Genomic DNA, 23,725 nt, shown 5'->3' with positions numbered 1-23,725 from the left:
TAGGATTCACTACAAAAAGTCAAGCCAAAGTGTCAAAGTTTTTATCACTTTGCTTACAATTATTTATATTTGCGCTCCTTAAGATTTAACAAGGATTATGTTTTACTCGCCCTCCCCTCCCGTAACGACTTTGCTATCAATGCTTTGAATGCTCTTTGAGTGTGAAGAAGTAGAATCACTATTTTGTTGCTCCTTGCTTTGTGTGCTTTGATTGTGTGTATCGCCTGTATAAAATGGCGCGCTTTTATACCCACAAGCACTCAAAAGTATCGCTAAATATGCTACCATTACCAAATGAAAAATTCTCAACATATCATATCCTTATTAAAATTACAAAAATCTTACGCGCCACTGCGCATAAAAGATGAAATCAATCTCTTTAAAGCAGCATATCTCACGCCAGCGTTAAAAGAACGCATTGCATATATTTATCATAAGGAGCGCACGATTTTTTTTGCCGTTACACACCCAAGTCTATGCCAAGAGATAAACTATATCGGCAAGCAACTCTTACAAAGCATAAAGGACAATCCACAAAAATTTCCTACGCTATGCAAGATGGATTCCATAAAGGCATATATCCCTAGAAACTTCACACACAATCAAACACACACTTCTACACACAATCAAAATACCACTAAGATTCCATACAATGAATACGCCAAAGGTGATTTCATTAACCATTGTGAGCAGGACTGCGTCCTTTTTGATACATTTGAACGCATTAGACTTCTTATTAAAAATCATCACAAAAACACCAAAATTCCATAATTTTATATTATAATGCCCTTGCTTTAGCTAACTTTAAGGAAAGGTTATATACAATCCCACTTTTCTTGCAAGAACTTCAACATAGCCAGCAAAGCTTTTAAGTTTTTCAAAACGCAACTCCAAAATTAAGGAATAATTATGGCAGAGACAAAAACTCGCACACATACGCCCGTTGAGGGTTACAAAATCGAAGATTTAAAAGGCAAGACACTCCCCAAACTTATCGATATTGCCACAAGTCTTGGTGTAGAGAATCCACAGGAATTTTTACGCCAAGATTTGATTTTTGAGATTCTAAAGACACAGGTTTCACAAGGTGGATACATTCTTTTTGAGGGTGTGTTAGAGATTATGTCAGAGGGGCACGGATTTTTGCGCTCATCAGATAAGAGTTTTAGCAATAGCCAAAATGACACTTATGTATCTCAAAGTCAAATCCGCCGTTTTGCATTGAGGAATGGGGACATTGTAATGGGACAAGTGCGCCCACCAAAGGACCAAGAACGATATTACGCACTCTTAAAAATCGAAGCGGTTAATTTCATTTCACTTGATGAAATTAAAAACCGCCCACTTTTTGACAACCTCACGCCACTTTTTCCTATTGAACAACTCAAACTCGAATACCAATCACAAGGCATTACAGGGCGAATGCTTGACTTATTTAGCCCCATTGGCAAGGGACAACGCGCACTTATAGTCGCCCCTCCACGCACGGGAAAAACAGAGTTAATGAAAGAACTTGCACACGGAATCGCGCAAAATCACCCAGATGTCGAACTAATGGTGCTTCTTGTCGATGAGCGACCAGAGGAAGTAACAGATATGGAGCGCAGTGTAAAGGGACAAGTGTTTAGCTCAACCTTTGACCTCCCAGCGACAAACCACATTCGTGTGGCTGAACTTGTCATCGAAGGAGCAAAGCGACAGGTTGAAATGGGTAAAGATGTCGTTATCTTGCTAGATTCTATCACAAGATTAGCGCGCGCGTATAATGCCGCGACACCATCAAGTGGCAAGGTGTTAAGTGGTGGTGTTGATGCCAATGCCTTACATAAGCCTAAGCGATTTTTTGGTGCGGCGCGTAATATCGAGCAAGGCGGAAGTTTGACTATTATCGCCACAGCACTCATTGAGACAGGGAGCAGAATGGACGAAGTGATTTTTGAGGAGTTTAAGGGCACGGGCAATAGTGAAATTGTGCTTGCACGCGCTATCGCTGAACGCAGAATCTACCCAGCTTTTGATATTTTAAAAAGCGGGACACGAAAAGATGAACTTTTGCTTGGCAAGGATAACTTAAGTAAAGTTTGGGCGTTGCGCAATGTAATGCACTCAATGGACGATGTGGAGGCGTTGAGTTTTATTTACTCTAAAATGAAGCAAACCAAAGACAATCAAGAATTTCTAAGTGCAATGAACTCACAAGAATAACGCAGAGTGTGAAAATGAAAATTGGGGTTTTTGATAGTGGTGTTGGTGGCTTAAGTGTGCTAAAAAGCCTACTTGAGGCAAGGCTTTTTGAATCTGTTGTCTATTATGGCGATACTGCGCGCGTGCCTTATGGGACTAAAGATAGACAAACTATCATTCGATTCTCACTTCAAGCCCTAGAGTTTTTTTCCTCACACAATGTCGATATGCTTATTGTCGCGTGCAACACAGCGAGTGCGTATGCGCTAGATTCTCTTAAAGCAAGTGCAAATTTCCCTGTCGTAGGGGTGATAACGCCCGGTGTAATCGCCACACAAAACAAACTTAAATCAAAAGATTCTCAAATCCTTGTCATTGGCACGAAAGCCACCATTCGCTCAAACCTCTATGAAAAAAAACTTAAACAAAAAGGATTTAACAATATAAAGAGTCTTGCCACAGGACTTTTTGTGCCATTTGTCGAAGAGGGAATCTTTAGCGGTGAGCCTCTGCTCGCCCTCTTTAAGCATTATTTTGCTCACATTCAAAGCCCAGAGGCATTGATTTTGGGTTGCACGCATTTTCCACTTATCGCGCAGAGTTTGCAAGAATTTTTTGGGAATCAAACGCTTCTTATCCATAGTGGAGAGGCGATTGTGGAGTATATCCAAAACACTTATAACCTGCAATCAAATAAGATTCTAAAATCTCTTAGCTTCCACGCTAGTGATGATGTAGGTGCGCTTAAAGCAAGTGCAAAAATGTGGCTTGGCAAAGATTATTTATCAAACTAACATAATTTTGCGTAAAACAACCAAATTTACAATTTGTATGCTTTTAAGCATTACAATACTAAAGATTTTAAGGAGTAGCAAGAATGAATAAAACCTTTCTTATTTTTTACACTATAATATTTAGTCTTTTTACCGCTTGCACAGATATTGAACGATTGCGTCTTAATGTAAATCTAAAAGATAAAGATTGGGTGGTGCTTGGCGTAGAATCTAGACAAAAATTCACCCAAGCTGTCGAGGGAGCGACTTTAGTTTTCAACATTGAGCAAAGGCGGGTTTTAGGCAATACAGGGTGTAACAGCTACACAGCGAATTTTGAAATCAAACAACATATCATTACGATTAGCAACCATTCAGCCATTAGAAAGATTTGCGATAGACAAAGGGCTATGGTGTTTGAATTTGAGTTTTTACGCACTATTGAGGGAAAATTTGAACTAACAAGCCTTGATAAATACAAACAACGCGAACTAAACTACAAAGCACCAGAAGCAGATTATGGGAATCTCCCTAAAAACACAATGGTGCTTGTGGGTAAAAATGCTGCGTATTTTTTACACAGCGAGTGATAATGCCTAAAGAGCAGACGATAAAAACTTGCAAAACACAATCTAGCGGTGTTTTTGAGATTAAGGGCTCAAAATTTTTAAGTTTCCTTTTTCCTATTGCAGAATTCAAACAATCCTTAGCACTCCTTAGAGATTCTCACCCAAAGGCTGTGCATTTTGTTAATGCAACGCGATTTTATGACACACAAAACACTTATCAACTCACAGAATCTTTTAGCGATGATGGTGAGCCAAAAGGAAGCAGTGGAATGCCAATCCTCAATGTCTTGCGTGGAGAAAATCTCATTGATATAGGTTGTGTGGTGGTGCGCTATTTTGGTGGGATTAAACTTGGGGTGGGCGGACTTGTGCGTGCTTACACACAAAGCGTGCAAGAATGTATCAAAAATGCCACGCTTATTCCCTACCTCAAACAAGAAATCTTAGAAATAAAAATCCCTTATAACGCCATATCAAAAGCACAATACCACGCGCAAAAACTTGGTATTACACTTCACAAAGAATTTACAGATAAAGATATAAAAATTTTTTGTCTTGGCGATAAAAATTCGTTGGAAATATTGAAAAATTCGTTATAATCGCTTTTTATAAAATACAATAAGGATTGGTATGGAATTTTTAGGGCAATATTACTTGTGGATTAAGGCAATTCACATTATCGCGCTTACCTCGTGGATGGCTATGCTTTTTTACCTCCCTAGACTTTTTGTATATCACGCACAAAATGTAGATAACAAAGATTTTACTACTATTGTTAAGCTCCAAGAAATACGATTATATAAATACATTGGAATGCCTGCATTTGTGCTTACTCTTATAAGCGGATTGGCACTTATATTGCGTGATTTCCCTGCTATTTTTCAAAGTGGTGGTTGGTTTCACGCCAAACTTTTTGTGCTTGTTTTTCTTATTGCGTATCACTTTTTATGCGGATATTTTATAAAAACCCTTAAACAAAACACTTGTAAAAAAGGTGAAAGATTTTTTCGTTTCTATAATGAATTTCCTACACTATGCCTTATTGTCATTGCAATTCTTGTCATAGTGAAACCATTTTAATGGAGTTATTTTAGTGGCGAAACTTTGGGGTGGGCGATTTAACAAGCAATCAAGCAAACTCTTAGAAGACTTTAATGCTTCTATTGGCTTTGATTACAAATTATGGCGTGAGGACATCGCTGGGTCAAAAACACACGCTACAATGCTTCAACGCATAGGAATCTTGCATAAAGATGAACTCCAAGCCATTTTACAAGGATTAGATTCTATCGCAGAGGAAATCCAAGCAGATAAATTTACATTTAGCAACAGCGATGAGGACATTCATATGGCAATAGAATCTCGCTTAAGTGCGCTTATTGGAGAAAGTGGTAAAAAACTTCATACCGCACGCAGTCGCAACGACCAAGTTGCTCTTGATTTTCGTCTTTACTCACTGCGTGCTAATGTCGCCTTGCAAAAACGCATTCTTAGCCTTATGCAAACTCTTCTTAATCTTGCTAAATCACACACACATAGCATTATGCCCGGTATGACACACCTCCAACACGCCCAACCTATTAGCTTCGGATTCCACTTGGTTGCGTGGTGTGCAAACTTTATGCGCGATGTAACGCGTTTGCAAGACACTTATAAGCGCAATAATTTTTGTCCTCTTGGTGCAGGAGCACTCGCTGGCACACCATATAAAAACGACAGAGAATTTGTCGCTAAAGAGTTAGGATTTCTCGCTCCCACACTTAATGCAATGGATAGCGTAAGTGAGCGAGACTTTGCACTTGATTTATTATATGACATCGCTATGCTTATGATGCATATTTCACGCATTGCCGAAGAATTAGTGCTATGGAGTAGTAGTGAATTTAAATTTATCACACTCAGTGATGAATACTCCACAGGAAGCTCAATAATGCCACAGAAAAAAAACCCCGATGTCCCAGAGCTACTGCGTGGAAAAAGCGGGCGTGTGTATGGGAATCTCTTAAATCTTTTAGTAGTGATGAAAGGCTTGCCACTTGCATACAACAAAGATACGCAAGAGGACAAAGAATCACTTTTTGATAGCATTCAAACCGCCCATATGTGTTTGGAAATTTTAGAACAATGTATCGCCACAATGGAAGTCAATACGCAAAATATGCTTAAAATGGCTAAAATCGGTCATTTAAGCGCGACTGATTTGGCTGATTTTCTTGTGCGTGAGTGCGACATTGCCTTTAGAGATGCTCACCATATCACGGGCAGAGTCGTAAGCCTCGCTGAACAAAATGGCGTAGATATAAGCGAACTTCGCTTTGAAGAGATTGCAAGCATTGATAATCGTATAAAAAGCAATGTGTGCGAAGTGCTAAATTTAGAATCTAGTATGCAAGCACGAGATAGTCTAGGTGGCACTGCAAGCACGCAGGTGCTCTCTCAAATCTCACAACTAGAGCAATGTATAGAATCTGCACTCGCGTTTAAAGACATTCATCAATTACACAAGGAGTAACAATGAAAAAACAAGCAACACAACAAGAAATCATACAAATGTTTGATGACATAGCCCCTACTTACGACATAGCGAATCGTGCGATGAGCTTTGGTGTGGATATTTTATGGCGCAAGGAAGCCTGCCAAAAAGCCTACCAAAAAATCAAATCACAAAACCTCATCATCGCTGACATTGCCTGTGGTAGTGGCGATATGATAACCCATTGGATTGATGGGGCAAAAAGATTTAACGACAAAACGCGTGAATATTTTAAAGACATTTTGGGCAAAAAAATACAACAAGATTCTATAAAAATCACCAAAATTTATGCCTATGATAGCTCGGAAAAAATGCTCTCAATCGCCAAGAAAAAACTCGAATCAAAAAATAATGTAACAATAGAATTTTTGCAAGGCGAGGCAAAAAAACTCCCCTTTAAAGATGAAAGTGTTGATATTATCTCTATCGCGTATGGACTGCGTAATGTGCTTGAATACGAGGCTGCGTTAAGCGAATTTGCCCGTGTGCTAAAAAAAGATGGGGTATTAGTAATTTTAGAATTTTTAAAAAACAACCAAAAGGGTATAGCAAACCAAGTGATGAATTTTTATACACGCAAAGTGCTACCATTCATAGGTGGGATAATCTCATCAAACTTCAAAGCCTACAATTACCTACCAAACTCCATTGGGGCATTTATCTCTCTTACTCAACTAGAAAGCCTACTTAAAAAACAAGGTATTACAAAAAGCTTTACAAAATCTTATAGTGCTGGTGTTTCGACACTTTTTATAGGAGTAAAAAAATCTAAAACGCCAATTAAGAAAACCTCAAAAAAAGACAAAGATTCTACAGAATCCACAACACAATCTAGGGCAAACACCAAAACTCAAAAAAAACCAAAAACCACGACCACAAAAAAAATCACCCAAAAAACCACACAAACAAAAAATGAAGTCAAGGGCACAAAAAATATCGCCAAAAAACCTACGGATTCTAAAACAAAAAGCGCGACAAAGACTAACACCAAAGCTACAACCAAAAAATCTACCCTAAAACCAACAAAAAAAGTGGCTATCTCTAAAAAAACTCCAAAAAACACCACCTCCACAAAGGCTTAACTTGCGTATTGACTTACATAATCACACTCCTTTATGCAATCACGCCACAGGAAAGCCAGAGGAGTATATCAAAAGGGCAATAGAGCTTGGCATTGGAATCTATGGCTTTTCTTGCCACGCACCAATGAACTTCGATGAGCAATATCGAATGCGCGAAACACAACTCACAGAATATCTCACAACGCTTAAGGACTTGCGTGAAAAATATGCCGATAAAATCGACTTGCGTATCGGCTTGGAAGTGGATTTTATTTTGGGGCGAGAAGACTTAATGCTAGAATCTGTGCTAAATTGCGAGGTTGATTATTTGATTGGTTCTGTGCATTTCCTCAATGAATGGGGATTTGATAACCCAGAATTTCTTGGAAATTATGAGAATCTTGATACACAAAAATGTTGGGAACATTATCTTGATTCCATTGAGGCAATGGCAAAAAGTGGATTTTTCCAAATTATTGGACATTTTGATTTGTTTAAAATCTTTAACAATCAACCACCACAAGCCATATATCCTATAATCAAACGCGCTCTCCAAACTATCAAAAACCACTCCTGTGTGCTTGAGATAAATGCTTCAGGGTTACGCAAGCCTTGCAAACAACAATATCCCTCTAAAGAGATTCTCGCAATGGCGCGTGAGCTTGACATTCCTATCACTCTTAGCTCAGATGCTCATAGCGTAGAAAATGTAGGCTTTGGCTATGAAGAGTGCAAAAATCTCGCACTTGAACTTGCATTTGATAAAGTCTGTGCGTTTAAAGATAAGCAAATGCAAGTTTTTGACATAAACTAAGAAAAATTTTGCTACAATCTTAAGCGTAAAATGAGTGTATAAAGGCAATGGATGGCAAAAAATAAAACCGCACAAAAACTCACACAAAAACTTAACCCTTTTATGCGCGCGATTTTTGGGTCTAAGGATTTGAGTGTTGTTGTATTTATTGTCGCTATTATGGCAATCATCATCGTCCCATTGCCAAGTGCTGTGCTTGATTTTCTCATCACTATTTCTATCGCGCTTTCTGTATTGATTATTTTTATGGTGCTTTATGTTGATAAACCCACAGAATTTTCTGCTTTTCCTACCATTTTGCTTATTGTTACACTTTATCGTTTAGCACTCAATGTAGCCACCACTAGAATGATTCTTACCGAAGGTGGAAATGGAAGTGATTCTGTAAGTAAGATTATCAACTCATTTGGGCAATTTGTCGTAAGTGGAAACTACATTATTGGAATCATCGTTTTTACTATTTTGGTTCTTGTCAATCTTATCGTTATCACGAATGGTGCAACTCGTGTAACCGAAGTGAGAGCGAGGTTTGCACTTGATGCAATGCCCGGTAAGCAAATGGCGATTGATGCGGATTTAAATGCTGGACTTATCAAGCAAGAAGAAGCGCGAGCTAGGCGTGAAGCATTGCAACAAGAAGCAGATTTCTACGGCACAATGGATGGTGCGAGTAAATTTGTCAAAGGTGATGCCATTGCTTCTATCATCATCACGCTGGTAAATATTATTGGTGGATTTTTGATTGGTTATTTTCAATATGGATTGCCTGTGAGCGAAAGTGCGAAAGTCTTTACAATCCTTACCATTGGCGATGGTTTGGTGGGACAGATTCCCGCCCTTATCATCGCTACTGCCACAGGTATTATGACCACACGCGCGGCTAAAAGTAGTGGGACAAACTTTGCGAGCGATATTATCAACCAACTTATCTCAAGCTCAAAAATTTTGCTTATTGTTGGTTTTATTTTATGTCTATTTGCTACCGTGCTTGGTAGTTCATTTGGCTTTGTAGGATTGTTTTTCTTGCTTATTGCGTGGCTTAGCAATAGAGAAGACCCAAAGAGCATTGTATCGTTGTTTGAAAATTGGTTTAACAAAAAACTTAACAAGCCACAAGATACAAAATCTCAAACAAACCAAGAAGATATAGAGCGACACAAAGGAGAAAAAATCCAAGCAAGCGAAGAAGAAATCAAACAAAAAGAAGAAGCAATGCTTAATGAAGCCCTCAAACTTGAAATGCTAGAAATCCACTTAGGATATGATTTGATGCGCTTTGCAAATAAAGATGAAAATGGCGACTTGATAGAGCGTGTGCGCTCAATGCGCAAGCAAATTGCTAGTGATTATGGATTCCTTATCCCTCAAGTGCGCATTAGGGATAATCTCAAACTTAAACCTGAGTGTTATAATATCTTGCTAAAAAATGTCATCATAGGACAAGGGGAGCTAATGCCAAACAAACTCCTAGCACTTGATACAGGGCAAGTTATCAACAAAATTGATGGGATTGAGACTAAAGAACCAGCAATGGGATTAGACGCGCTATGGATAGATGCCTCTGCGAGAAATGACGCTGCGCAAAAAGGCTATATGATTATCGAACCACCAAATATCATCACCACGCATTTATCTACACTGATTAAAAAATACGCAGAGGAATTTATCACTATTGATGAAGTAAAGAATCTAATGAATAAACTGAGTGATAAATATCCAACCGTGGTAGCTGAGGCGCAAAAAATCCCTCTTAGCACAATTAAAAAAGTTTTACAAAATCTTTTGCACGAGCAGATTCCAATCCGCGATATGATAAGCATTTTAGAAACGCTCATCGACATATATCCAAACTTACAAAATGACATAAGCGCGCTTAGTGAATATGTCCGTGCTAGCTTATCGCGCACTATTACAGATTTATACAAATCTGATGATGGCACACTAAAAGCAATGACATTTTTCATAAAAACCGAACAATTTTTGCTAAGCAAACTTAAAGACCAGACAAACACCAAAGCGTTACTTTTAAGCATCAATGAAACACAAACGCTGGTAAATACTATTGTTGATGAAATGTCAAAGATTAGAGATAGTGGCATTTCTCCTGTGGTGTTGCTCGTGGATTATCGCTTAAGAAAGGCATTGGCAAATCTCTTAGAAGAGCATAAACTCGAAGTGGTGGTGCTTGGAAATTCTGAAATCGACCCAAGAATTGATTTTGAGATTCTTAGCACGATTGATGTGGCTTTTACCTAAAGAGCAAAAGAATAAAAGAATCTAAAGGAATAAAATGAAAGTATTTCATCTCTCGCATATTGACTTAGATGGTTATGCGTGTCAATTTATTGCTAGAGAGTTTTTTGATGATATTGTATTTTTTAACGCCAATTATGGCAAAGAAGTTGGCGTGCGCTTGGATTGTATTTTGGAGCAAATCCCACTCAATCACACTCAAATGCTTAGCACAAAATTTCGCACTAAAACAAAGCAATCTAGCGAGCTACAAGAATATATGATTCTCATTAGTGATTTAAACCTCACACTCCAAGAAGCAAACACTCTGCACCAAAAAGTGCAAAACCTCAAAAATGCTGGCGTGCATATCACGCTTACTTTACTTGACCACCACATTAGCGGGCAAGAATGTGCGAACAAATTTTCGTGGTATCACTTAGATTCTAATAAATGTGCGACAAAACTTGTATGGGAACATTTGAATGCCAACTTCACACTCCGCAATGAGAGTAAAAAGCAATGGTTACATAATCTTGTAGAAATGACAAATTCGGTGGATATTTGGCTTGAAGATTCCTATGAGTTTGAGTTTGGTAAGGTAGCAATGAATATGATAAGCCAAAGTAGCGAGCTTAATCGCTTTATGTTTGAAGAGGAGCATAGGGAGTATAAATTTAGCCTGCTTGAGAGCACGCGTGAATTTTTAGGCAAACAAAATGGCGCAGTGGAATTTGATAACGCACTATTTTGTCTAAAAAAGCAAATCTTAGGCGGGAATCCAGCCACACAAACAATGGATAGCATTACTTCACTCGCTCAAGCAAATCTCCTTAGTCAAAAAAAGGAGCAATGCTCGATTTATTATGAAGACAAATTAGGATTTTTAAGCTATTCAATGGGTGGCATTAGCGTGCTTGCAAATTTATTTTTGCGTCAAAACACAGAATTTGCCTTTTATATGGATATTAACGCCAAAGGCAATGTGAGCTTGAGAGCGAATGGAGAGTGCGATGTCAGCGCAATGGCAAAGGAACTTTTTAATGGTGGAGGACATAAAAATGCTTCAGGTGGGAAAATGGACGGCTTTAAAGAAAGTTTTTTATACGAGGACATTAAACAGCAAATCCTCCAACGCTTACAAAAATCCTAGATTCTAATCTTACATAAAGTTTTTCTATGCAACAAAAGACAATAGTGATTTTATTTAGTGGCAATGGAAGCAATATGATACATCTCATAAACACTCTGCACCAAAAGGTTTTTATAGAATCTGCAAGTAAAAAATCCGTGCTTTTAACCGTTGCGGGTGCGATTTGTAATAATCCAAACGCTAAAGGTTTGCAACGATTAAAAGACTACACAATCCCTTGCGAGATTATCCCACATAGCAATCTTTCGCGTGAAGAATTTGATACAAAACTCGTAAAAAAAATCACAGAATTTGCACCAGATTTATGTGTGCTAAGTGGCTTTATGAGAATCTTAACACCCATTTTTACCTCGCGCATTAAAGCTATCAATATCCACCCGTCATTTTTACCATTACACAAAGGCGCAAACGCCATTACACAAAGCTATCAATCAAATGAGGATTTTGGTGGTGTGAGTGTGCATTGGGTAAGCGAAGAATTAGATTCTGGAGATATTATCTTGCAAGAAAAACTCCCAAAGATTCCCAATGAGAGCTTGCAATCTTTTGAATCACGCATTCACAATCTCGAATACACGCTATTCCCAAAAGCCACACTACAAGCACTACATTTAGAAGAATAAAGGAGTAAAATGCAAGAATATGCACTTTCTTTTGCTGTTTTTGGTGCGCTTATTGTGCTTGCTATCCCGCTTCATAGCGTGCTTAAAATCCCTATAACAGTGGCAGAAATCTTACTTGGCATTATCGCAGCATATATTGGTGTGGTAGATTCTACGCAAACCCACATTAGTGTAATGGCAAATGTAGGATTGTTGTTTTTAATGTTTTTGTGCGGTATGGAAGTGGATTTGAAGTCTTCTTTTTCGCTTGGCAAGCGATTTTTATACCAAGCACTATGGTATTTTGTGATTTTATATGTGCTTTGTGTGCTTGTTGTGATTGTTTTCAAATTGCCTTTTATTTTTATAGCAATCCTGCCTGTGATGAGCTTGGGTATGATTATGGCGTTAATCCGTGATTATGGCAAAAGTCGCGCTTGGCTTAATCTCACCCTAAAAATTGGCATAATAGGCGAGCTTGTTAGCATTGTCGTGCTTATCACACTAGAGGGAATCTATCACTATGGATTTAGTATTGATTTATTGGAGAGTTTGCTTATTTTGTGTGGATTCTTAATTGGCGTGGTGTGTATTTTTAAAATGGCAAATGTGCTGTTTTGGTGGTTTCCAAATCTCAAACTCTTTCTTTTACCACACGATGATACCAACTCCAAAGACATTCGTTTCGTGTTTATGCTTTTTATTGTATTTATTGCCATTACCTCATTACTCCATTTAGAACCTGTGCTTGGCGCATTTATCGCAGGAGTCATCATTACTACTTATTTTAAATACAAACACACACTTCCTAAAAAGCTTGATGATATTGGCTTTGGATTCCTTGTGCCATTTTTTTTCGTATATGTAGGCACGACTATTGATTTGACACGCGTATTTATCAATCCAGAGATTTTGCTGTATGCGCTATATCTCATTGTTACAATGTTTTTAGTGCGCTTAATCGCTTCTATTCTTGTGTTTTTAAAACACTTTAAAAGTGCGAAAAACACGCTCCTTTTTGCACTGAGTAATTCAATGCCACTCACATTTTTAGTCATCACCGCAAGCATTGGGCAAAAATTTGGCGTGCTTAGCGAAGTAGCATATATTTCGTGTATCTTTGGCGCGATTTTTGAGGGGATTTTCTTTAGCATTGCCATTAAGCTCATTCACACACTATGGCGGACTAAATAAAAAGCGATAAATTTATGAGAGAAAAAGCGTTGCATAAAAATTTACATAAATCCATCGCGCATTTAGCTATTTAGATTCCACAAATTCGCCCAAAATCACACATTTTTTAGCACTATTTCGCCTCTTTTTGTGTCGATTTGCCCCTCATTTTTTAGCTCTTTTAGCACTTTTGCGACTGCTTCTCGTGCGCTGCCTATGTGGTTTGCGATATTTTCTTGGCTTGTATGCACTATGCCTTCTTTGGCATTATTTGCTAAAAATTTCAGCACACGCTCTTTAAGGCTTTTAAACGCGACATCGCCCACAATATCAAGAATCTGACGCAATCTCTTTGCCACCAGCTCGACATTAAAGCGCATTATCCCCGCATTTTGCGCACATAGCCGTTGATAGATTTCGTTGCTAAGCGTGAAAATCTCGCACTCCTCCATACACTCAAACATCACCTCATCGCCTAGCGTCTCGCTCATAAATCTCGTAGAGATGATACAGCACTCCGTATCTGTCATATAAAAAATAGTGATTTCCTTGCCATTTGGCGCGATAGAAAACACGCGAATCCTCCCGCACACAAGGCGAAAAAACCCCAACTCATCGGCGTATTTTTTTGTAGCCTTTTCCATAACCTTAAACGCACCTTTTTCACGCAAGACTTTTAGACTGCTCTCATCGCCATAAATTTGTGTATTGATTTGCGCCACTCGCGCCATTTGAGATTGATTCATAATATCTGCCTTTATTTTATTTCGCTTCGTAACAAAGTTACATTGTATTTTTGCATAATTTGTGATAATAGCACAAAAATTTTAAAACTCTTTTAAGGTTTAAAATTTAAAGCAAGGCGATTGCAAAATCTTAAATGATTTTGCGCAAAAAAGCGATAGCGATTTTGCGAGGCGCGACTTGATTAGCGATAGCGATTTTGCGAAGCGCGATTTGATAAGTCAAACAATATAAAACAAATTCAACAACAAAGGAAAGACAATGCAAAGACGAAATTTTGTGAAATTTTTAGCCCTAAGTCCTGCGCTTTTAGCGACAAATACAAGCGCAAATACAAACCCGCCAAAATCTAGCACAGATTCTCACGCAGATAAATCTAGCGCAAATCTAAGCCCAAATGGCGTAGCCTCAATCATTGATATAGATAAATGCGATGGGTGCGAAAATCTCGCCACTCCCGCGTGTGTAAGCGCGTGCAAAGAGAAAAACGCGCATAGATTCCCCGAGCCTATTGCTGAAATACCTGATTATTTCCCGCGCAAAGTCAAAGAGGATTACTCTCAAAACCGCGATGACATAAGCCGTCTCACACCTTATAATTTTACCTTTGTAGAGCGGGTAAATGTCGGTGGCAAGGACATCTCAATCCCACGCCGTTGTATGCACTGCGATGACCCCACCTGCCAAAAAATCTGCCCATTTGGCGTGATAGGCAAGGACAAAAATGGCGCAGTGGATATTGATGAGGAATTTTGCTTTGGCGGAGCGAAATGCCGTGATGCGTGTCCGTGGGGGATTCCACAGCGACAAGCAGGGGTTGGAATCTACCTAAAAATCGCCCCAAAACTCGGCGGTGGCGGGGCAATGTTTAAATGCGATATGTGCAAAGATTTGCTCTCACAAGGGCAAAAACCCGCCTGTCAAACAAGCTGTCCTAAAGACGCGCTCATCTTTGATGACAAAGATAAGATTTTAGTGCGTGTAGCAGGAGCAAGGGCGGAGGGCAAATATATCTATGGCGATACGCAAAATGGCGGGACAAGCACATATTACATTTCAAGCGTGGATTTTAACGACATAAATTCTGCAATCGCGCATAAATACGGCATAAATGAAAGCGAATTTAATGGCAAGACGCAAAAAATGGGGCGTCCGCACTTAAATATAGATGTGCCAAATTTTATAAACGATGATAGCGCACTAGTCAAATCCGTGCTTTTAGCTCCTGTGGCAGGAATCATCGCTGGGGCAATCGCTGTTAATAAAAACAAAAAAGCCCAAAAAGCTACGCAAAATAGCACGAATCTTGCGCAAGATTTACACCAAAATCCAAAATCAACCAAACTAAAATCAAAGGATTCACAATGAAAAAATCACACATTACAATTCAGAGACAAACCTTGCAAAATCGTATCGTGCATTGGGGTATCGCCATAAGCACCTTTAGCCTCATTATCACAGGGCTTTTTCAGCTCCCTATCGCGAAGCGATATATGATAAACGAACTGCCTTTAATGGCGTGGAGCGGGGATTATCACATAAGCCTTATGGCGCATTATATCGGTGCAGTGGGCTTAGTGGTGTTTGTGGCGTTTCATTTGTATTTTCACATTGCACGGCGAGAGTTTGACATTTTCCCCAAAAAAGGGGATTTTAAGAAATCTGCGCAAATCATCAAAGCAATGCTTTTAGGAGGGCAAGAGCCACCGAGCGAAAAATACTTGCCCGAGCAACGATTAGCTTACGCATTTATCGGTGGTGTGTTGCTACTGCTAGTTATCACGGGCGCGATAAAGACTTTTAAAAATCTCGCAGGGTTTAACCTAAGCGATAGCGTGTATTTTTGGGTGGCACAACTGCATAATTTGGGCTTTGCGCTTATCATTTTTGGCATTATAGGGCATTTGGCGGCATTTATTTTTAAGGCAAATCGCCCGCTTTTAAGCGCAATGTTTAGTGGAAAAGTGAGCGCGGAATATGTGCTTCATCGGCATTCTTTGAGCAAAGAGGATTGTAAGATTGCCAAACACGCGCTAGAAAATCAAACATTAAAAACAAATAATATGGAGGCAAAAAGTGGTAAATGAAAATCCAAACAAACGCGATTTAAATTCTGAATCTAGATTTGGCAAAATGAGCGCAAATGCACAACTTTCCCCCTCCTCTGCGGAGGGGGATAAAGGGGGTGGGTTGCCTTTTAGTAAATCAAATTCTACAAACTCGCAAGAATCAAAAACTACACAATCCAAACTCGCCCATTTCCCTATAATGCTTTTTGCAAGTGTGATGGGAATCGGTGGCTTATCTTTGGCGTTCAAAAAGGCAAGTGTGGCGTTTGGTGCAAATGCGGATTTTGCAGATTCAAGCGCAAATTTCGCGCAAAATCAAATTCACACCCAAAATCTCACAAGTTTTAGCAAACTCTTTGAATGCGCAAGTGTAATTTTAGGCTTTGCAAGTATGGGGATTTTCGCGCTTTTGCTTGGAATCTATGGGCTAAAAATCGCCACGCATTTTGCAAGTGTGAAAGCTGAAGCTACCCACCAAGTCAAAATCAACTTTCTCTCCGCAATCCCTATTAGCGCGCTTATCATCATCACATTTTTAGGTGCGTTTGGGAGTGAATCTGTGCTTTTCGCGCTACAAATCACCTTTTTTATAAGCGCGTTTTTGCAACTCATTTTAAGCATTTATGTCATCAATTTTTGGTTTGGCAATGCGATGAAACGGCACTTGCTAAGCCCTGCGTGGTTTATCCCTATCGTTGGCAATCTAATCGTGCCTTTGGCTGGGCATTCTGCCAAAATCAGCCCCGAATTTTCGCTTCTATTCTTTGCAATCGGGTGCTTTTTTTGGCTCATCTTAACCGCGCTCATCACCTCACGGCTAATCTTTGAAGAGAGTTTAGAATCAAAATTTTTGCCCACGCTTTTTATCTTTATCGCGCCACCGAGCATTTTTGTGGTGGATTTTGTCGCGCTTTTTGGGGGACATAGCGCATTAAGCCTAGTGGCGTATTTTGTCGCGCTTTTTTTTATGCTGCTAATGCTAAGTTTATCAAAAGTTTTTGTGCATCTAAATTTCGCGCTCTCTTGGTGGGCTTTCACATTCCCGCTGTGTGCGTTTAGCATAGCGAGTTTTGAAGTGTTTGTGGGATTTGGCACGCCGCTTTACGCGCTATTTGGACTTTTTGGGCTAATGTTGGCAACCTTTGCGGTGCTTTTTGTCGCGTATAAGACACTTTTGGCGATGAGCAAGGGCAAAATCTGCGTAGCGGAGTAGAAATGCGACTTTGTTACAAACAATTTTTGCGCAAAATCTTACAATGTGGCTTTAAATTTTAAAACCAAAGGAGAAAAAATGCAAAAATCTCGTAGAAACGCGCTAAAACTTCTTGGCGCAGGCGCGATTATCGCAGGTGGTGGAGCGAGTATCGCCACACAAGCACAGGCAAAGACTTCCACACTTAGTCCCAAAATCGCCATTATCGGTGCTGGGCTTGGTGGAATCACACTAAGCGCAAGTCTCATCAAAGCAATGCCAAATGCCAAAATCACGCTATTTGACAAAGATGAGGATTTCTACTATCAGCCCGGCTTTACGCTCATAGCCGCTGGAATCTACTCGCTAAAAGATGTAGCGTATAAAAAAGCAGATTTGATAGATAGCAAAGTGTCGTGGGAAAAGGACAATATCGCCCAAATTATCCCTGAATCTAACCAAATCATCACGCAAGGCGGGGAAACGCATAGCTATGATATTTTAGTCATTGCCACAGGCGTGGAGTATGATTTTAACGCAATAGAGGGTTTAAGCCAAGAGGATTTAGAGAGTGGGAGTAGCAATATCGCTACGATTTATACACCACATTCCGCGCTAAAAGCCCAAAAAATGTTTGATGAAATCATAGCGCGAGGCAAAAAGCAAGAAAAACTAACCGTGTTTTTTAGTGAGCAAAAAAGCCAAAACAAATGCGGTGGTACAAACAAAAAAATCAACTTTTTGTTAAATGACTTAATCCACACAAACGGGATTCAAAGCCAAGTGCAAACCGCGCTTTTTACAGGCGGTGCTTCTATGCTTTCTTCGCCAATTCACGCCAAAATGATAGAGCAGTTTTTCGTAGCGCGAGATATGCCCTATCATCTTTTGCACCAGCTTGTCGCGGTGGATAAAACGCGCAACAAAGCGACATTTCAGACAAGTTACATTCTAAATGGCAAACGCGTGGATACAGAGGAATTTATCGAGCGCGAATTTGATTATTTGTTTATGATTCCCACAATGAAGGCGCATAAATTTATCACAGAGGCTGGGCTTAGCACAAATGCGGGGAATTGGGTAGATGTGGATAAATTTAGTTTGCAACACAAAAATTTTAACAATATCTTTGCTATCGGGGATTGCGCTGGTGTGCCAAAAGGCAAGACAGGCGCGTCCATTCGCAAACAATATCCCGTAATCACGCAAAATATCATTGCGCATTTGGAGGGCAGAGCATTAGAGGCGAAATTTAACGGATATACGGCGTGTCCGCTTCTCACTCGCTATGGCAAAGCAGTAATGGTAGAATTTGACTACAATGGTGCTGCACCATCGCTAGAATGCTTTGGTGCGACAAGAGAGAGCTATCTTAATTGGGCGTTAAAAGTCTATGCAATGAAAGCAATGGTAATGCAAGGAATGATTTATGCGCGGGCGTAGGCTTTGCTTTTAGGTTTGCGTAAAATCTAAAATGTAGATTTTGCTAGACAAGATTTTTGGTGGCAAATCTTTAAAATTTAAATTTTAAAATTAAGGAGATAAAAAATGAGTAATATAGATAAAAGTATTCGGCTAACAATCGCTACGATTTGGATATTTGCCTTTGGCTTTGTGTGTGAGAGCTGGTGGTGGCTTGTGGGATTAGCACCGCTTCTAAGCGCGGTGTATGGGTATTGCCCGCTATATAAGCTACGCGAAAACTGCCCACTATGCAAAAAGGGCAAATGCGAAGTCAAAAAGTAGGATTTTGCGCGAGATTTAGGCAAGTTGAAGCAAAATCTCACGCAAATTTTGCTTAAATTGTTTGTGCTTGTATTCAAAATTTGCATTTAAAAACTTGTTATTTTTATAATCTAGGAAAAGATTTTTCTTCTCTGCATAAGTTACCGCAGTATTTTTCCAATAGATTTTCTATGTTTTTGTGGTAAGTAGGGCTATCATACATAATAAGGCACGATTTTAATGACTTGATGTCGTTTGTATATGCGCGGATTTCATCAAAGATATTTTCATCTATACCCTCAAAGAAAAAAATTTCTTCCGCAAGGCAACTCCGCCATTCGCCATTCTCCGTAGTAAGATTAAAATCCCAACGCCAACCTTTAGTGCGTTTGACATATTTTTTACTACTACCAACTTCATCGCCATTAAAATCCATAGGACATAATCTATTATTCACTATACATTCATCCTCATCTTTGTAAACAATTTCGCCCTTATCCAAATCAAAATAAGAAGACTTAAAGCAGTCCGTCCTCTCTTGTTTGGTGTATGCTTTTTGCTCTAGTGAAGCTATGCAATATGAAAGTCCATATTGTTTAAGTTCTTTTACCCTAAAATCCCAATCCACATCCCACCACTGCTTCCCATACGCTACTCTATGCACAGCGCACAGCACAAAATACATTTTTTCATCATTAGAGCATCCTTGTATTTAACTTTATGTAATGGAGCATTTTGGGTCAGTTTGCCAAAAATGAAATATCGGTATATTGTTTTTCCAAGCTTGATAAATTCGGTCTTTGCACTTCGATAGAGGTGCTTACTCCATTGCAAGTTGCAGTTACTATGTAGCCCATTTTTACTCCTTGCTTTTGTCATCTGCCTTAGGTTTTTCACAAGTGTTGCAATATTTTTTTAATACGCTTTCTATATCGTATCTGCCGTAATATATGCCATTACCATCGTAATATCTATTAAAGCATACATTTGTAACCATATATGGTTCGTTAATTGTTTTATCAATGTCTGCCCTTATTTCATCAAAGATTCTCTTATCTAGCTTGCGCAAGAGTTTTTTATTTTGCACGAAGCAATCCTTTTAGAAAATCTCATTCTAACCCATTTTATGAAAATCTTTCTACGATTTTATGCTCTTTAAAAATATGTTGGGTAAATCTTTGTATGGATTTGTTGAGAGGTATTGCTTGAAACATTCTCATTTTATACGCGTATTGATAAAAAATTACAAGTTTTTAGCGTTTTTGCCAAAATAATATGCTACCATTTTGCCATTCCACAACAACTAATTAGGAGGCAAAAATGAGAGAAATTGATTGTGCCACAATCGCACAAAGCGTGGAGAAGCTCTGCATTCAGGCGTGCTGTGTGCAGACAGATGACATAAAGGCGGCGTTTAAAAAAGCCCAAGAGAGAGAGACTTCGCCACTAGGGCAAAGCATACTAGGCAAACTTGTCGAAAATGGCAAGATTTCAGAGCAAACGCTAGTGCCGATTTGCCAAGATACGGGCTTAGCGGTGGTGTTTGTCGAAATCGGGCAAGATGTGAGAATCACAGGCGGATATATCGAGGACGCTATCAATGAGGGCGTGAAAAATGGCTATGTCAATGGCTACTTGCGCAAAAGTGCCGTAGCTGAGCCACTCTTTGAGCGCAAAAACACCACAAACAACACCCCAGCAATAATCCACACGCGCATCGTAAAAGGCGATAAACTCAAACTAAAAATGGCTGCAAAGGGCTTTGGTAGCGAAAATAAAAGCATACTCAAAATGCTTGTCCCAGCCGATGGAATCGAGGGCGTGAAAAAAGTCTTTACCGAAGCGGTGAATCTCGCAGGACCAAATTCTTGTCCGCCTATGGTGATTGGCGTGGGAATCGGCGGGACTATGGAAAAAGCCGCAATGCTTGCCAAAGAAGCTGCCGTGCGCGAAGTGGGTAGCCACAATAAAGATGAACGATACGCAAAGCTAGAGGACGAACTGCTAGAAATCGCAAATAGCTCAGGCGTGGGACCACAAGGGCTTGGAGGCAATACAACGGCGTTTGCGGTGAATGTCGAATGGTATCCTACGCACATAGCAGGGCTTCCTGTAGCAATCAATATCAACTGCCACGCCGCAAGACACGCGGACATCGAACTATAAGGGGGATACTATGGAAATCAAAATCAAAGCACCATTCACAAAAGAGGAAGTAGCACACTTAAAGGCGGGGGATAATGTCCTAATCACAGGGCAGATTTTAGTAGCCAGAGACGCCGCGCACAAAAGGCTTTTTGAAGTCGTCCAAAATGGCGAGAAGCCCCCTGTGGATTTGACAAATCAAACCATCTACTATATGGGACCAAGTCCCGCTAAGCCCGGCGAAGTCATCGGCGCAGCGGGACCTACGACAAGCGGGCGAATGGATAAATACACACCGCTTACAATGGAGCTAGGCATAAGCGGTATGATAGGCAAAGGCTATCGCAACCAAGCCGTAATTGACGCCATAATCAAGCACAAAGTCGTGTATATGGTGGCTATCGGGGGTGCGGGCGCGCTCATCGCACAAAGTATCAAAAAATACGAAGTGCTAGCCTACCCAGAGCTAGGACCTGAAGCGATTGCGAGGCTTGAAGTAGTGGATTTACCCGCTATCGTGGCAATCGATAGCAAAGGGACAAATTTCTATGAAATCGGACAAGCAAAGTATAAAAGAGCGTAGTTTATGGGGATTGCTAGTGAGTAGTGGCATTATAAGTCGGATTTCTCACAAGATTCCCCCCACTTGATAAAACTTAAACCCACAAAAAATATCCATTGTTTGATTCGCCTTAGATAGCTTGTGGATTCTTCGTTTATTTGTAGATTTGGTATTATAGCCATAAACTTTATTTTTTATCTAGCACAGCAAAGGCGGGCAAGACCTTGCCCTCAAGGAGCTCTAAGCTTGCCCCACCACCTGTGGAGATAAAACTCATATTATCTCGCTCGCCAGCCTTATCAATCGCATCTGCAGTATCGCCACCACCAATAAGACTAAAAGCATAAGTATCGCTCACAGCGTGCGCAAGACTAAATGTCCCACGAGAAAATGAGGCTATTTCGTAGATTCCAAGTGGTCCATTCCAAATGATAGTTTGACTATCACGCACCACTTCGCTAAAAAGTCTCGTGGTCGCAGGTCCCATATCCACCGCCATATAATTCTCTGGTATATCTTGGGCTGGCGTGATTTTGATATGCTGATGTTGCTTTATATCATCAGTGCTTACGACATCTACGGGGAGATAAATTTTTACACCCTTTTGCTTTGCAGTATCTAAAATCTTGCGTGCTTCCGCCACTAAGTCATCTTCGACTAAGGATTTTTGCATATCAAACCCGCGTGCTTTGAGGAAAGTATTACTCATCGCTCCACCAATTATAATCTTATCAATGGAATCTAAAATGTTATACAGCAGTGTGAGTTTAGAGCTCACCTTGCTCCCTCCTACGATAAGAAGCACGGGCTTAAGCGGATTTGAGAGGGCTTTAGCAAATGAATCGATTTCTTTTTTAAGCAAGAGTCCCGCTACTTTTTCCTTAGCAAACTTAGTGATACCATAAGTGCTAGCGTGCGCTCTGTGGCTTGTCCCAAAGGCATCATTGATATACACATCACACAGATTCCCTAAATCGCGCGAAAGTTCATCGCTATTTTGCTCCTCGCCCTCTTCATAACGGATATTCTCACACAAAATCACCGCATTTGGTGTAGCAATGCTTTCTTGTAAAGATTGTATAGAATCTATGCTATCAGCAAAGGCAATATCCTTGCCAAGCAGTCGCTCCACGCGTTTTAAAATATGTTTGAGTGAAAATTTTGGGTCATTGCCATTGGGACGACCTAAATGGCTAATAAGTGTAATGTTTTTTGCGCCATTATCAATGCAGTAGTTTATCGTAGGCAATGCCTCGCGGATTCTCGTATCATCAGAAATGTCAAAATCCTCATCCATAGGCACATTAAAATCCACCCTAATCAACACTCGCTTGCCCTGCAATTCAATATCACGCACACTTTTGACTTTTTGCATTAACTCGATTCCAGCGATTTTATTCATTGCTCTCTCCTCAAAAATTTTCTTAGTATTTTATTGTATTTTTTTACACTATTTACAAACAACTTCTTTACTTCCTTTGGTATTCGCTTCTTTAAGCAAAAAACTTCGAGCCAATGCGCAACATAGTCGCCCCACACTCAATAGCAATATCAAAATCCCCGCTCATTCCCATTGAGAGAATCTCCGCTCCATCGCCTTGAAGTGTATCAAAGATTTCTTTCGCAATCTCAAAACTCCGCTTGATTGCCTCACGCTTATTTGTATGCGCTCCAATCGTCATAATGCCTTGTAGCTGTATGTTTTGACACTCACGCGCAATCTGTCTATACACACTAATGGCTTCATTTGGATATACACCACTTTTACTTTGCTCAAAAGAAGTATTAAGCTGAAGCAATGCGCGCATTGTTTGCCCCTTAGATTCTAATCGTTTTTGCAATGCGTATGCGAGCTTTAGGGAATCTAGCGAATGCAAAAGCGCAGGCTTTAGTGCGATAAGTGCGTTGATTTTGTTTTCTTGCAAAGTGCCGATAAAATGCCATTGCAAATGAAGCGATTCTAAGGCGTTGCATTTAATCTTTAAATCTTGGACTTTATTTTCACCAAAAGCGACTTGCCCGCATTTATGCAGAGCTTTAATCTGCTCTATGCCTTGATACTTACTCACAGCGATGACTTCAATGGGATAAGAGCAATTATAAAGGCTTTTAGATTTTGCGATTTGCGCGTATATGTGCTTAAAATTACTTGTATAATCCATTTTGTCCTCGCTTATCATATTTTTTCTGGCAA

Annotated in this window: 26 protein-coding genes; 20 read left to right on the top strand and 6 right to left on the bottom strand. The window is 39.8% G+C overall.

The genetic code is table 11. The features are described from left to right. Positions 1 to 102: 102 nt before the first annotated feature. On the bottom strand, positions 103 to 312 hold the full coding sequence (locus tag ACWIUJ_RS02845) for a hypothetical protein (RefSeq protein WP_454151962.1): 210 nt from the start codon (positions 310 to 312) through the stop codon (positions 103 to 105). Here ACWIUJ_RS02845 and ACWIUJ_RS02840 point away from each other — a divergent pair. The 13 genes from ACWIUJ_RS02840 to ACWIUJ_RS02780 all read left to right on the top strand — a co-directional run bounded on the left by ACWIUJ_RS02840 (position 295) and on the right by ACWIUJ_RS02780 (position 13,115). Further along, entirely contained in the window at positions 295 to 771 is a 477-nt protein-coding gene (locus ACWIUJ_RS02840; RefSeq protein ID WP_454151963.1) for a hypothetical protein, read from the top strand. The two genes, ACWIUJ_RS02845 and ACWIUJ_RS02840, sit on opposite strands and share 18 nt — an antisense overlap. 138 nt (positions 772 to 909) lie before the next feature. Further along, positions 910 to 2,205 carry a transcription termination factor Rho gene (gene rho, locus ACWIUJ_RS02835; protein WP_454151964.1) on the top strand — a complete coding sequence of 432 codons (1,296 nt, stop codon included), beginning with the start codon at positions 910 to 912 and terminating at the stop codon, positions 2,203 to 2,205. A gap of 14 nt (positions 2,206 to 2,219) precedes the next feature. Next, on the top strand, positions 2,220 to 2,978 hold the full coding sequence (gene murI / locus ACWIUJ_RS02830; protein WP_454168850.1) for a glutamate racemase: 759 nt from the start codon (positions 2,220 to 2,222) through the stop codon (positions 2,976 to 2,978). Positions 2,979 to 3,061: 83 nt separating this feature from the next. Further along, positions 3,062 to 3,547, top strand: coding sequence for an META domain-containing protein (locus ACWIUJ_RS02825; protein WP_454151966.1), 486 nt, complete (start codon positions 3,062 to 3,064; stop codon positions 3,545 to 3,547). Between the two features lie 2 nt (positions 3,548 to 3,549). Beyond that, the gene (locus ACWIUJ_RS02820) at positions 3,550 to 4,125 is read left to right on the top strand and encodes an IMPACT family protein (RefSeq protein ID WP_454151967.1); all 576 of its coding nucleotides are present in this window, start codon (positions 3,550 to 3,552) and stop codon (positions 4,123 to 4,125) included. Positions 4,126 to 4,156: 31 nt separating this feature from the next. Then, a complete protein-coding gene (hemJ, locus tag ACWIUJ_RS02815; RefSeq protein ID WP_454168849.1) occupies positions 4,157 to 4,606 on the top strand; it encodes a protoporphyrinogen oxidase HemJ in 450 nt (149 codons plus the stop codon). Between the two features lie 13 nt (positions 4,607 to 4,619). Next, positions 4,620 to 6,038, top strand: a complete 1,419-nt coding sequence (gene argH / locus ACWIUJ_RS02810) for an argininosuccinate lyase (RefSeq protein ID WP_454151969.1) — start codon at positions 4,620 to 4,622, stop codon at positions 6,036 to 6,038. Between the two features lie 2 nt (positions 6,039 to 6,040). Beyond that, positions 6,041 to 7,141, top strand: coding sequence for a bifunctional demethylmenaquinone methyltransferase/2-methoxy-6-polyprenyl-1,4-benzoquinol methylase UbiE (gene ubiE / locus ACWIUJ_RS02805; RefSeq protein WP_454168847.1), 1,101 nt, complete (start codon positions 6,041 to 6,043; stop codon positions 7,139 to 7,141). Position 7,142: 1 nt separating this feature from the next. Continuing rightward, complete coding sequence (gene hisJ / locus ACWIUJ_RS02800) at positions 7,143 to 7,934, top strand: histidinol-phosphatase HisJ (RefSeq protein ID WP_454168845.1); 792 nt, start codon at positions 7,143 to 7,145, stop codon at positions 7,932 to 7,934. Between the two features lie 51 nt (positions 7,935 to 7,985). Further along, positions 7,986 to 10,190, top strand: a complete 2,205-nt coding sequence (flhA, locus tag ACWIUJ_RS02795) for a flagellar biosynthesis protein FlhA (RefSeq protein ID WP_454151972.1) — start codon at positions 7,986 to 7,988, stop codon at positions 10,188 to 10,190. 34 nt (positions 10,191 to 10,224) lie between these two features. Continuing rightward, positions 10,225 to 11,319 (top strand): DHH family phosphoesterase, encoded by a 1,095-nt coding sequence (locus tag ACWIUJ_RS02790; protein ID WP_454168843.1) that lies wholly within the window; start codon positions 10,225 to 10,227, stop codon positions 11,317 to 11,319. A 26-nt stretch (positions 11,320 to 11,345) separates the two neighbouring features. Further along, positions 11,346 to 11,942 carry a phosphoribosylglycinamide formyltransferase gene (gene purN / locus ACWIUJ_RS02785; protein WP_454168841.1) on the top strand — a complete coding sequence of 199 codons (597 nt, stop codon included), beginning with the start codon at positions 11,346 to 11,348 and terminating at the stop codon, positions 11,940 to 11,942. A gap of 9 nt (positions 11,943 to 11,951) precedes the next feature. Beyond that, the gene (locus ACWIUJ_RS02780; RefSeq protein WP_454168840.1) at positions 11,952 to 13,115 is read left to right on the top strand and encodes a cation:proton antiporter; all 1,164 of its coding nucleotides are present in this window, start codon (positions 11,952 to 11,954) and stop codon (positions 13,113 to 13,115) included. 95 nt (positions 13,116 to 13,210) lie between these two features. Here ACWIUJ_RS02780 and ACWIUJ_RS02775 read toward each other — a convergent pair whose 3' ends face one another. Beyond that, positions 13,211 to 13,840 carry a Crp/Fnr family transcriptional regulator gene (locus ACWIUJ_RS02775; RefSeq protein WP_454168838.1) on the bottom strand — a complete coding sequence of 210 codons (630 nt, stop codon included), beginning with the start codon at positions 13,838 to 13,840 and terminating at the stop codon, positions 13,211 to 13,213. Positions 13,841 to 14,099: 259 nt separating this feature from the next. Between ACWIUJ_RS02775 and ACWIUJ_RS02770 the strand changes: the two genes are divergently transcribed. The 5 genes from ACWIUJ_RS02770 to ACWIUJ_RS02750 all read left to right on the top strand — a co-directional run bounded on the left by ACWIUJ_RS02770 (position 14,100) and on the right by ACWIUJ_RS02750 (position 18,845). After that, positions 14,100 to 15,206, top strand: a complete 1,107-nt coding sequence (locus ACWIUJ_RS02770; protein ID WP_454168837.1) for a 4Fe-4S dicluster domain-containing protein — start codon at positions 14,100 to 14,102, stop codon at positions 15,204 to 15,206. After that, a complete protein-coding gene (locus tag ACWIUJ_RS02765; protein ID WP_454168836.1) occupies positions 15,203 to 15,925 on the top strand; it encodes a formate dehydrogenase subunit gamma in 723 nt (240 codons plus the stop codon). The genes ACWIUJ_RS02770 and ACWIUJ_RS02765 overlap by 4 nt, the downstream gene beginning before the upstream one ends. After that, a complete protein-coding gene (locus ACWIUJ_RS02760; protein ID WP_454168835.1) occupies positions 15,915 to 17,120 on the top strand; it encodes an SLAC1 anion channel family protein in 1,206 nt (401 codons plus the stop codon). Before ACWIUJ_RS02765 ends, ACWIUJ_RS02760 begins: the two co-directional genes overlap by 11 nt. A gap of 78 nt (positions 17,121 to 17,198) precedes the next feature. Continuing rightward, positions 17,199 to 18,542 carry an NAD(P)/FAD-dependent oxidoreductase gene (locus ACWIUJ_RS02755; protein ID WP_454168834.1) on the top strand — a complete coding sequence of 448 codons (1,344 nt, stop codon included), beginning with the start codon at positions 17,199 to 17,201 and terminating at the stop codon, positions 18,540 to 18,542. A 105-nt stretch (positions 18,543 to 18,647) separates the two neighbouring features. Continuing rightward, entirely contained in the window at positions 18,648 to 18,845 is a 198-nt protein-coding gene (locus ACWIUJ_RS02750) for a YgaP family membrane protein (RefSeq protein ID WP_454168833.1), read from the top strand. 103 nt (positions 18,846 to 18,948) lie between these two features. Here the strand turns inward: ACWIUJ_RS02750 and ACWIUJ_RS02745 are convergent, their stop codons facing one another. Both ACWIUJ_RS02745 and ACWIUJ_RS02740 read right to left on the bottom strand, forming a co-directional pair. After that, positions 18,949 to 19,509 (bottom strand): hypothetical protein, encoded by a 561-nt coding sequence (locus ACWIUJ_RS02745; protein WP_454168831.1) that lies wholly within the window; start codon positions 19,507 to 19,509, stop codon positions 18,949 to 18,951. A gap of 174 nt (positions 19,510 to 19,683) precedes the next feature. Further along, on the bottom strand, positions 19,684 to 19,911 hold the full coding sequence (locus ACWIUJ_RS02740) for a hypothetical protein (RefSeq protein ID WP_454168830.1): 228 nt from the start codon (positions 19,909 to 19,911) through the stop codon (positions 19,684 to 19,686). A 233-nt stretch (positions 19,912 to 20,144) separates the two neighbouring features. Here ACWIUJ_RS02740 and ACWIUJ_RS02735 point away from each other — a divergent pair, with 233 nt between their 5' ends. After that, a complete protein-coding gene (locus ACWIUJ_RS02735) occupies positions 20,145 to 20,990 on the top strand; it encodes a fumarate hydratase (RefSeq protein ID WP_454168828.1) in 846 nt (281 codons plus the stop codon). Positions 20,991 to 21,000: 10 nt separating this feature from the next. After that, positions 21,001 to 21,552, top strand: coding sequence for a Fe-S-containing hydro-lyase (locus ACWIUJ_RS02730; protein ID WP_454168826.1), 552 nt, complete (start codon positions 21,001 to 21,003; stop codon positions 21,550 to 21,552). 166 nt (positions 21,553 to 21,718) lie between these two features. Here the strand turns inward: ACWIUJ_RS02730 and ACWIUJ_RS02725 are convergent, their stop codons facing one another. Then, positions 21,719 to 22,933, bottom strand: coding sequence for a phosphoglycerate kinase (locus ACWIUJ_RS02725; protein WP_454151983.1), 1,215 nt, complete (start codon positions 22,931 to 22,933; stop codon positions 21,719 to 21,721). Positions 22,934 to 23,024: 91 nt separating this feature from the next. After that, positions 23,025 to 23,693, bottom strand: coding sequence for a YggS family pyridoxal phosphate-dependent enzyme (locus ACWIUJ_RS02720; protein WP_454168825.1), 669 nt, complete (start codon positions 23,691 to 23,693; stop codon positions 23,025 to 23,027). Positions 23,694 to 23,725 lie beyond the last annotated feature (32 nt).

The sequence above is a fragment of the Helicobacter sp. 23-1046 genome (assembly GCF_053654635.1).
The sequence above is the reverse complement of the archived record's forward strand: the minus strand, read 5'-3'. Positions and strand labels throughout refer to the sequence as shown.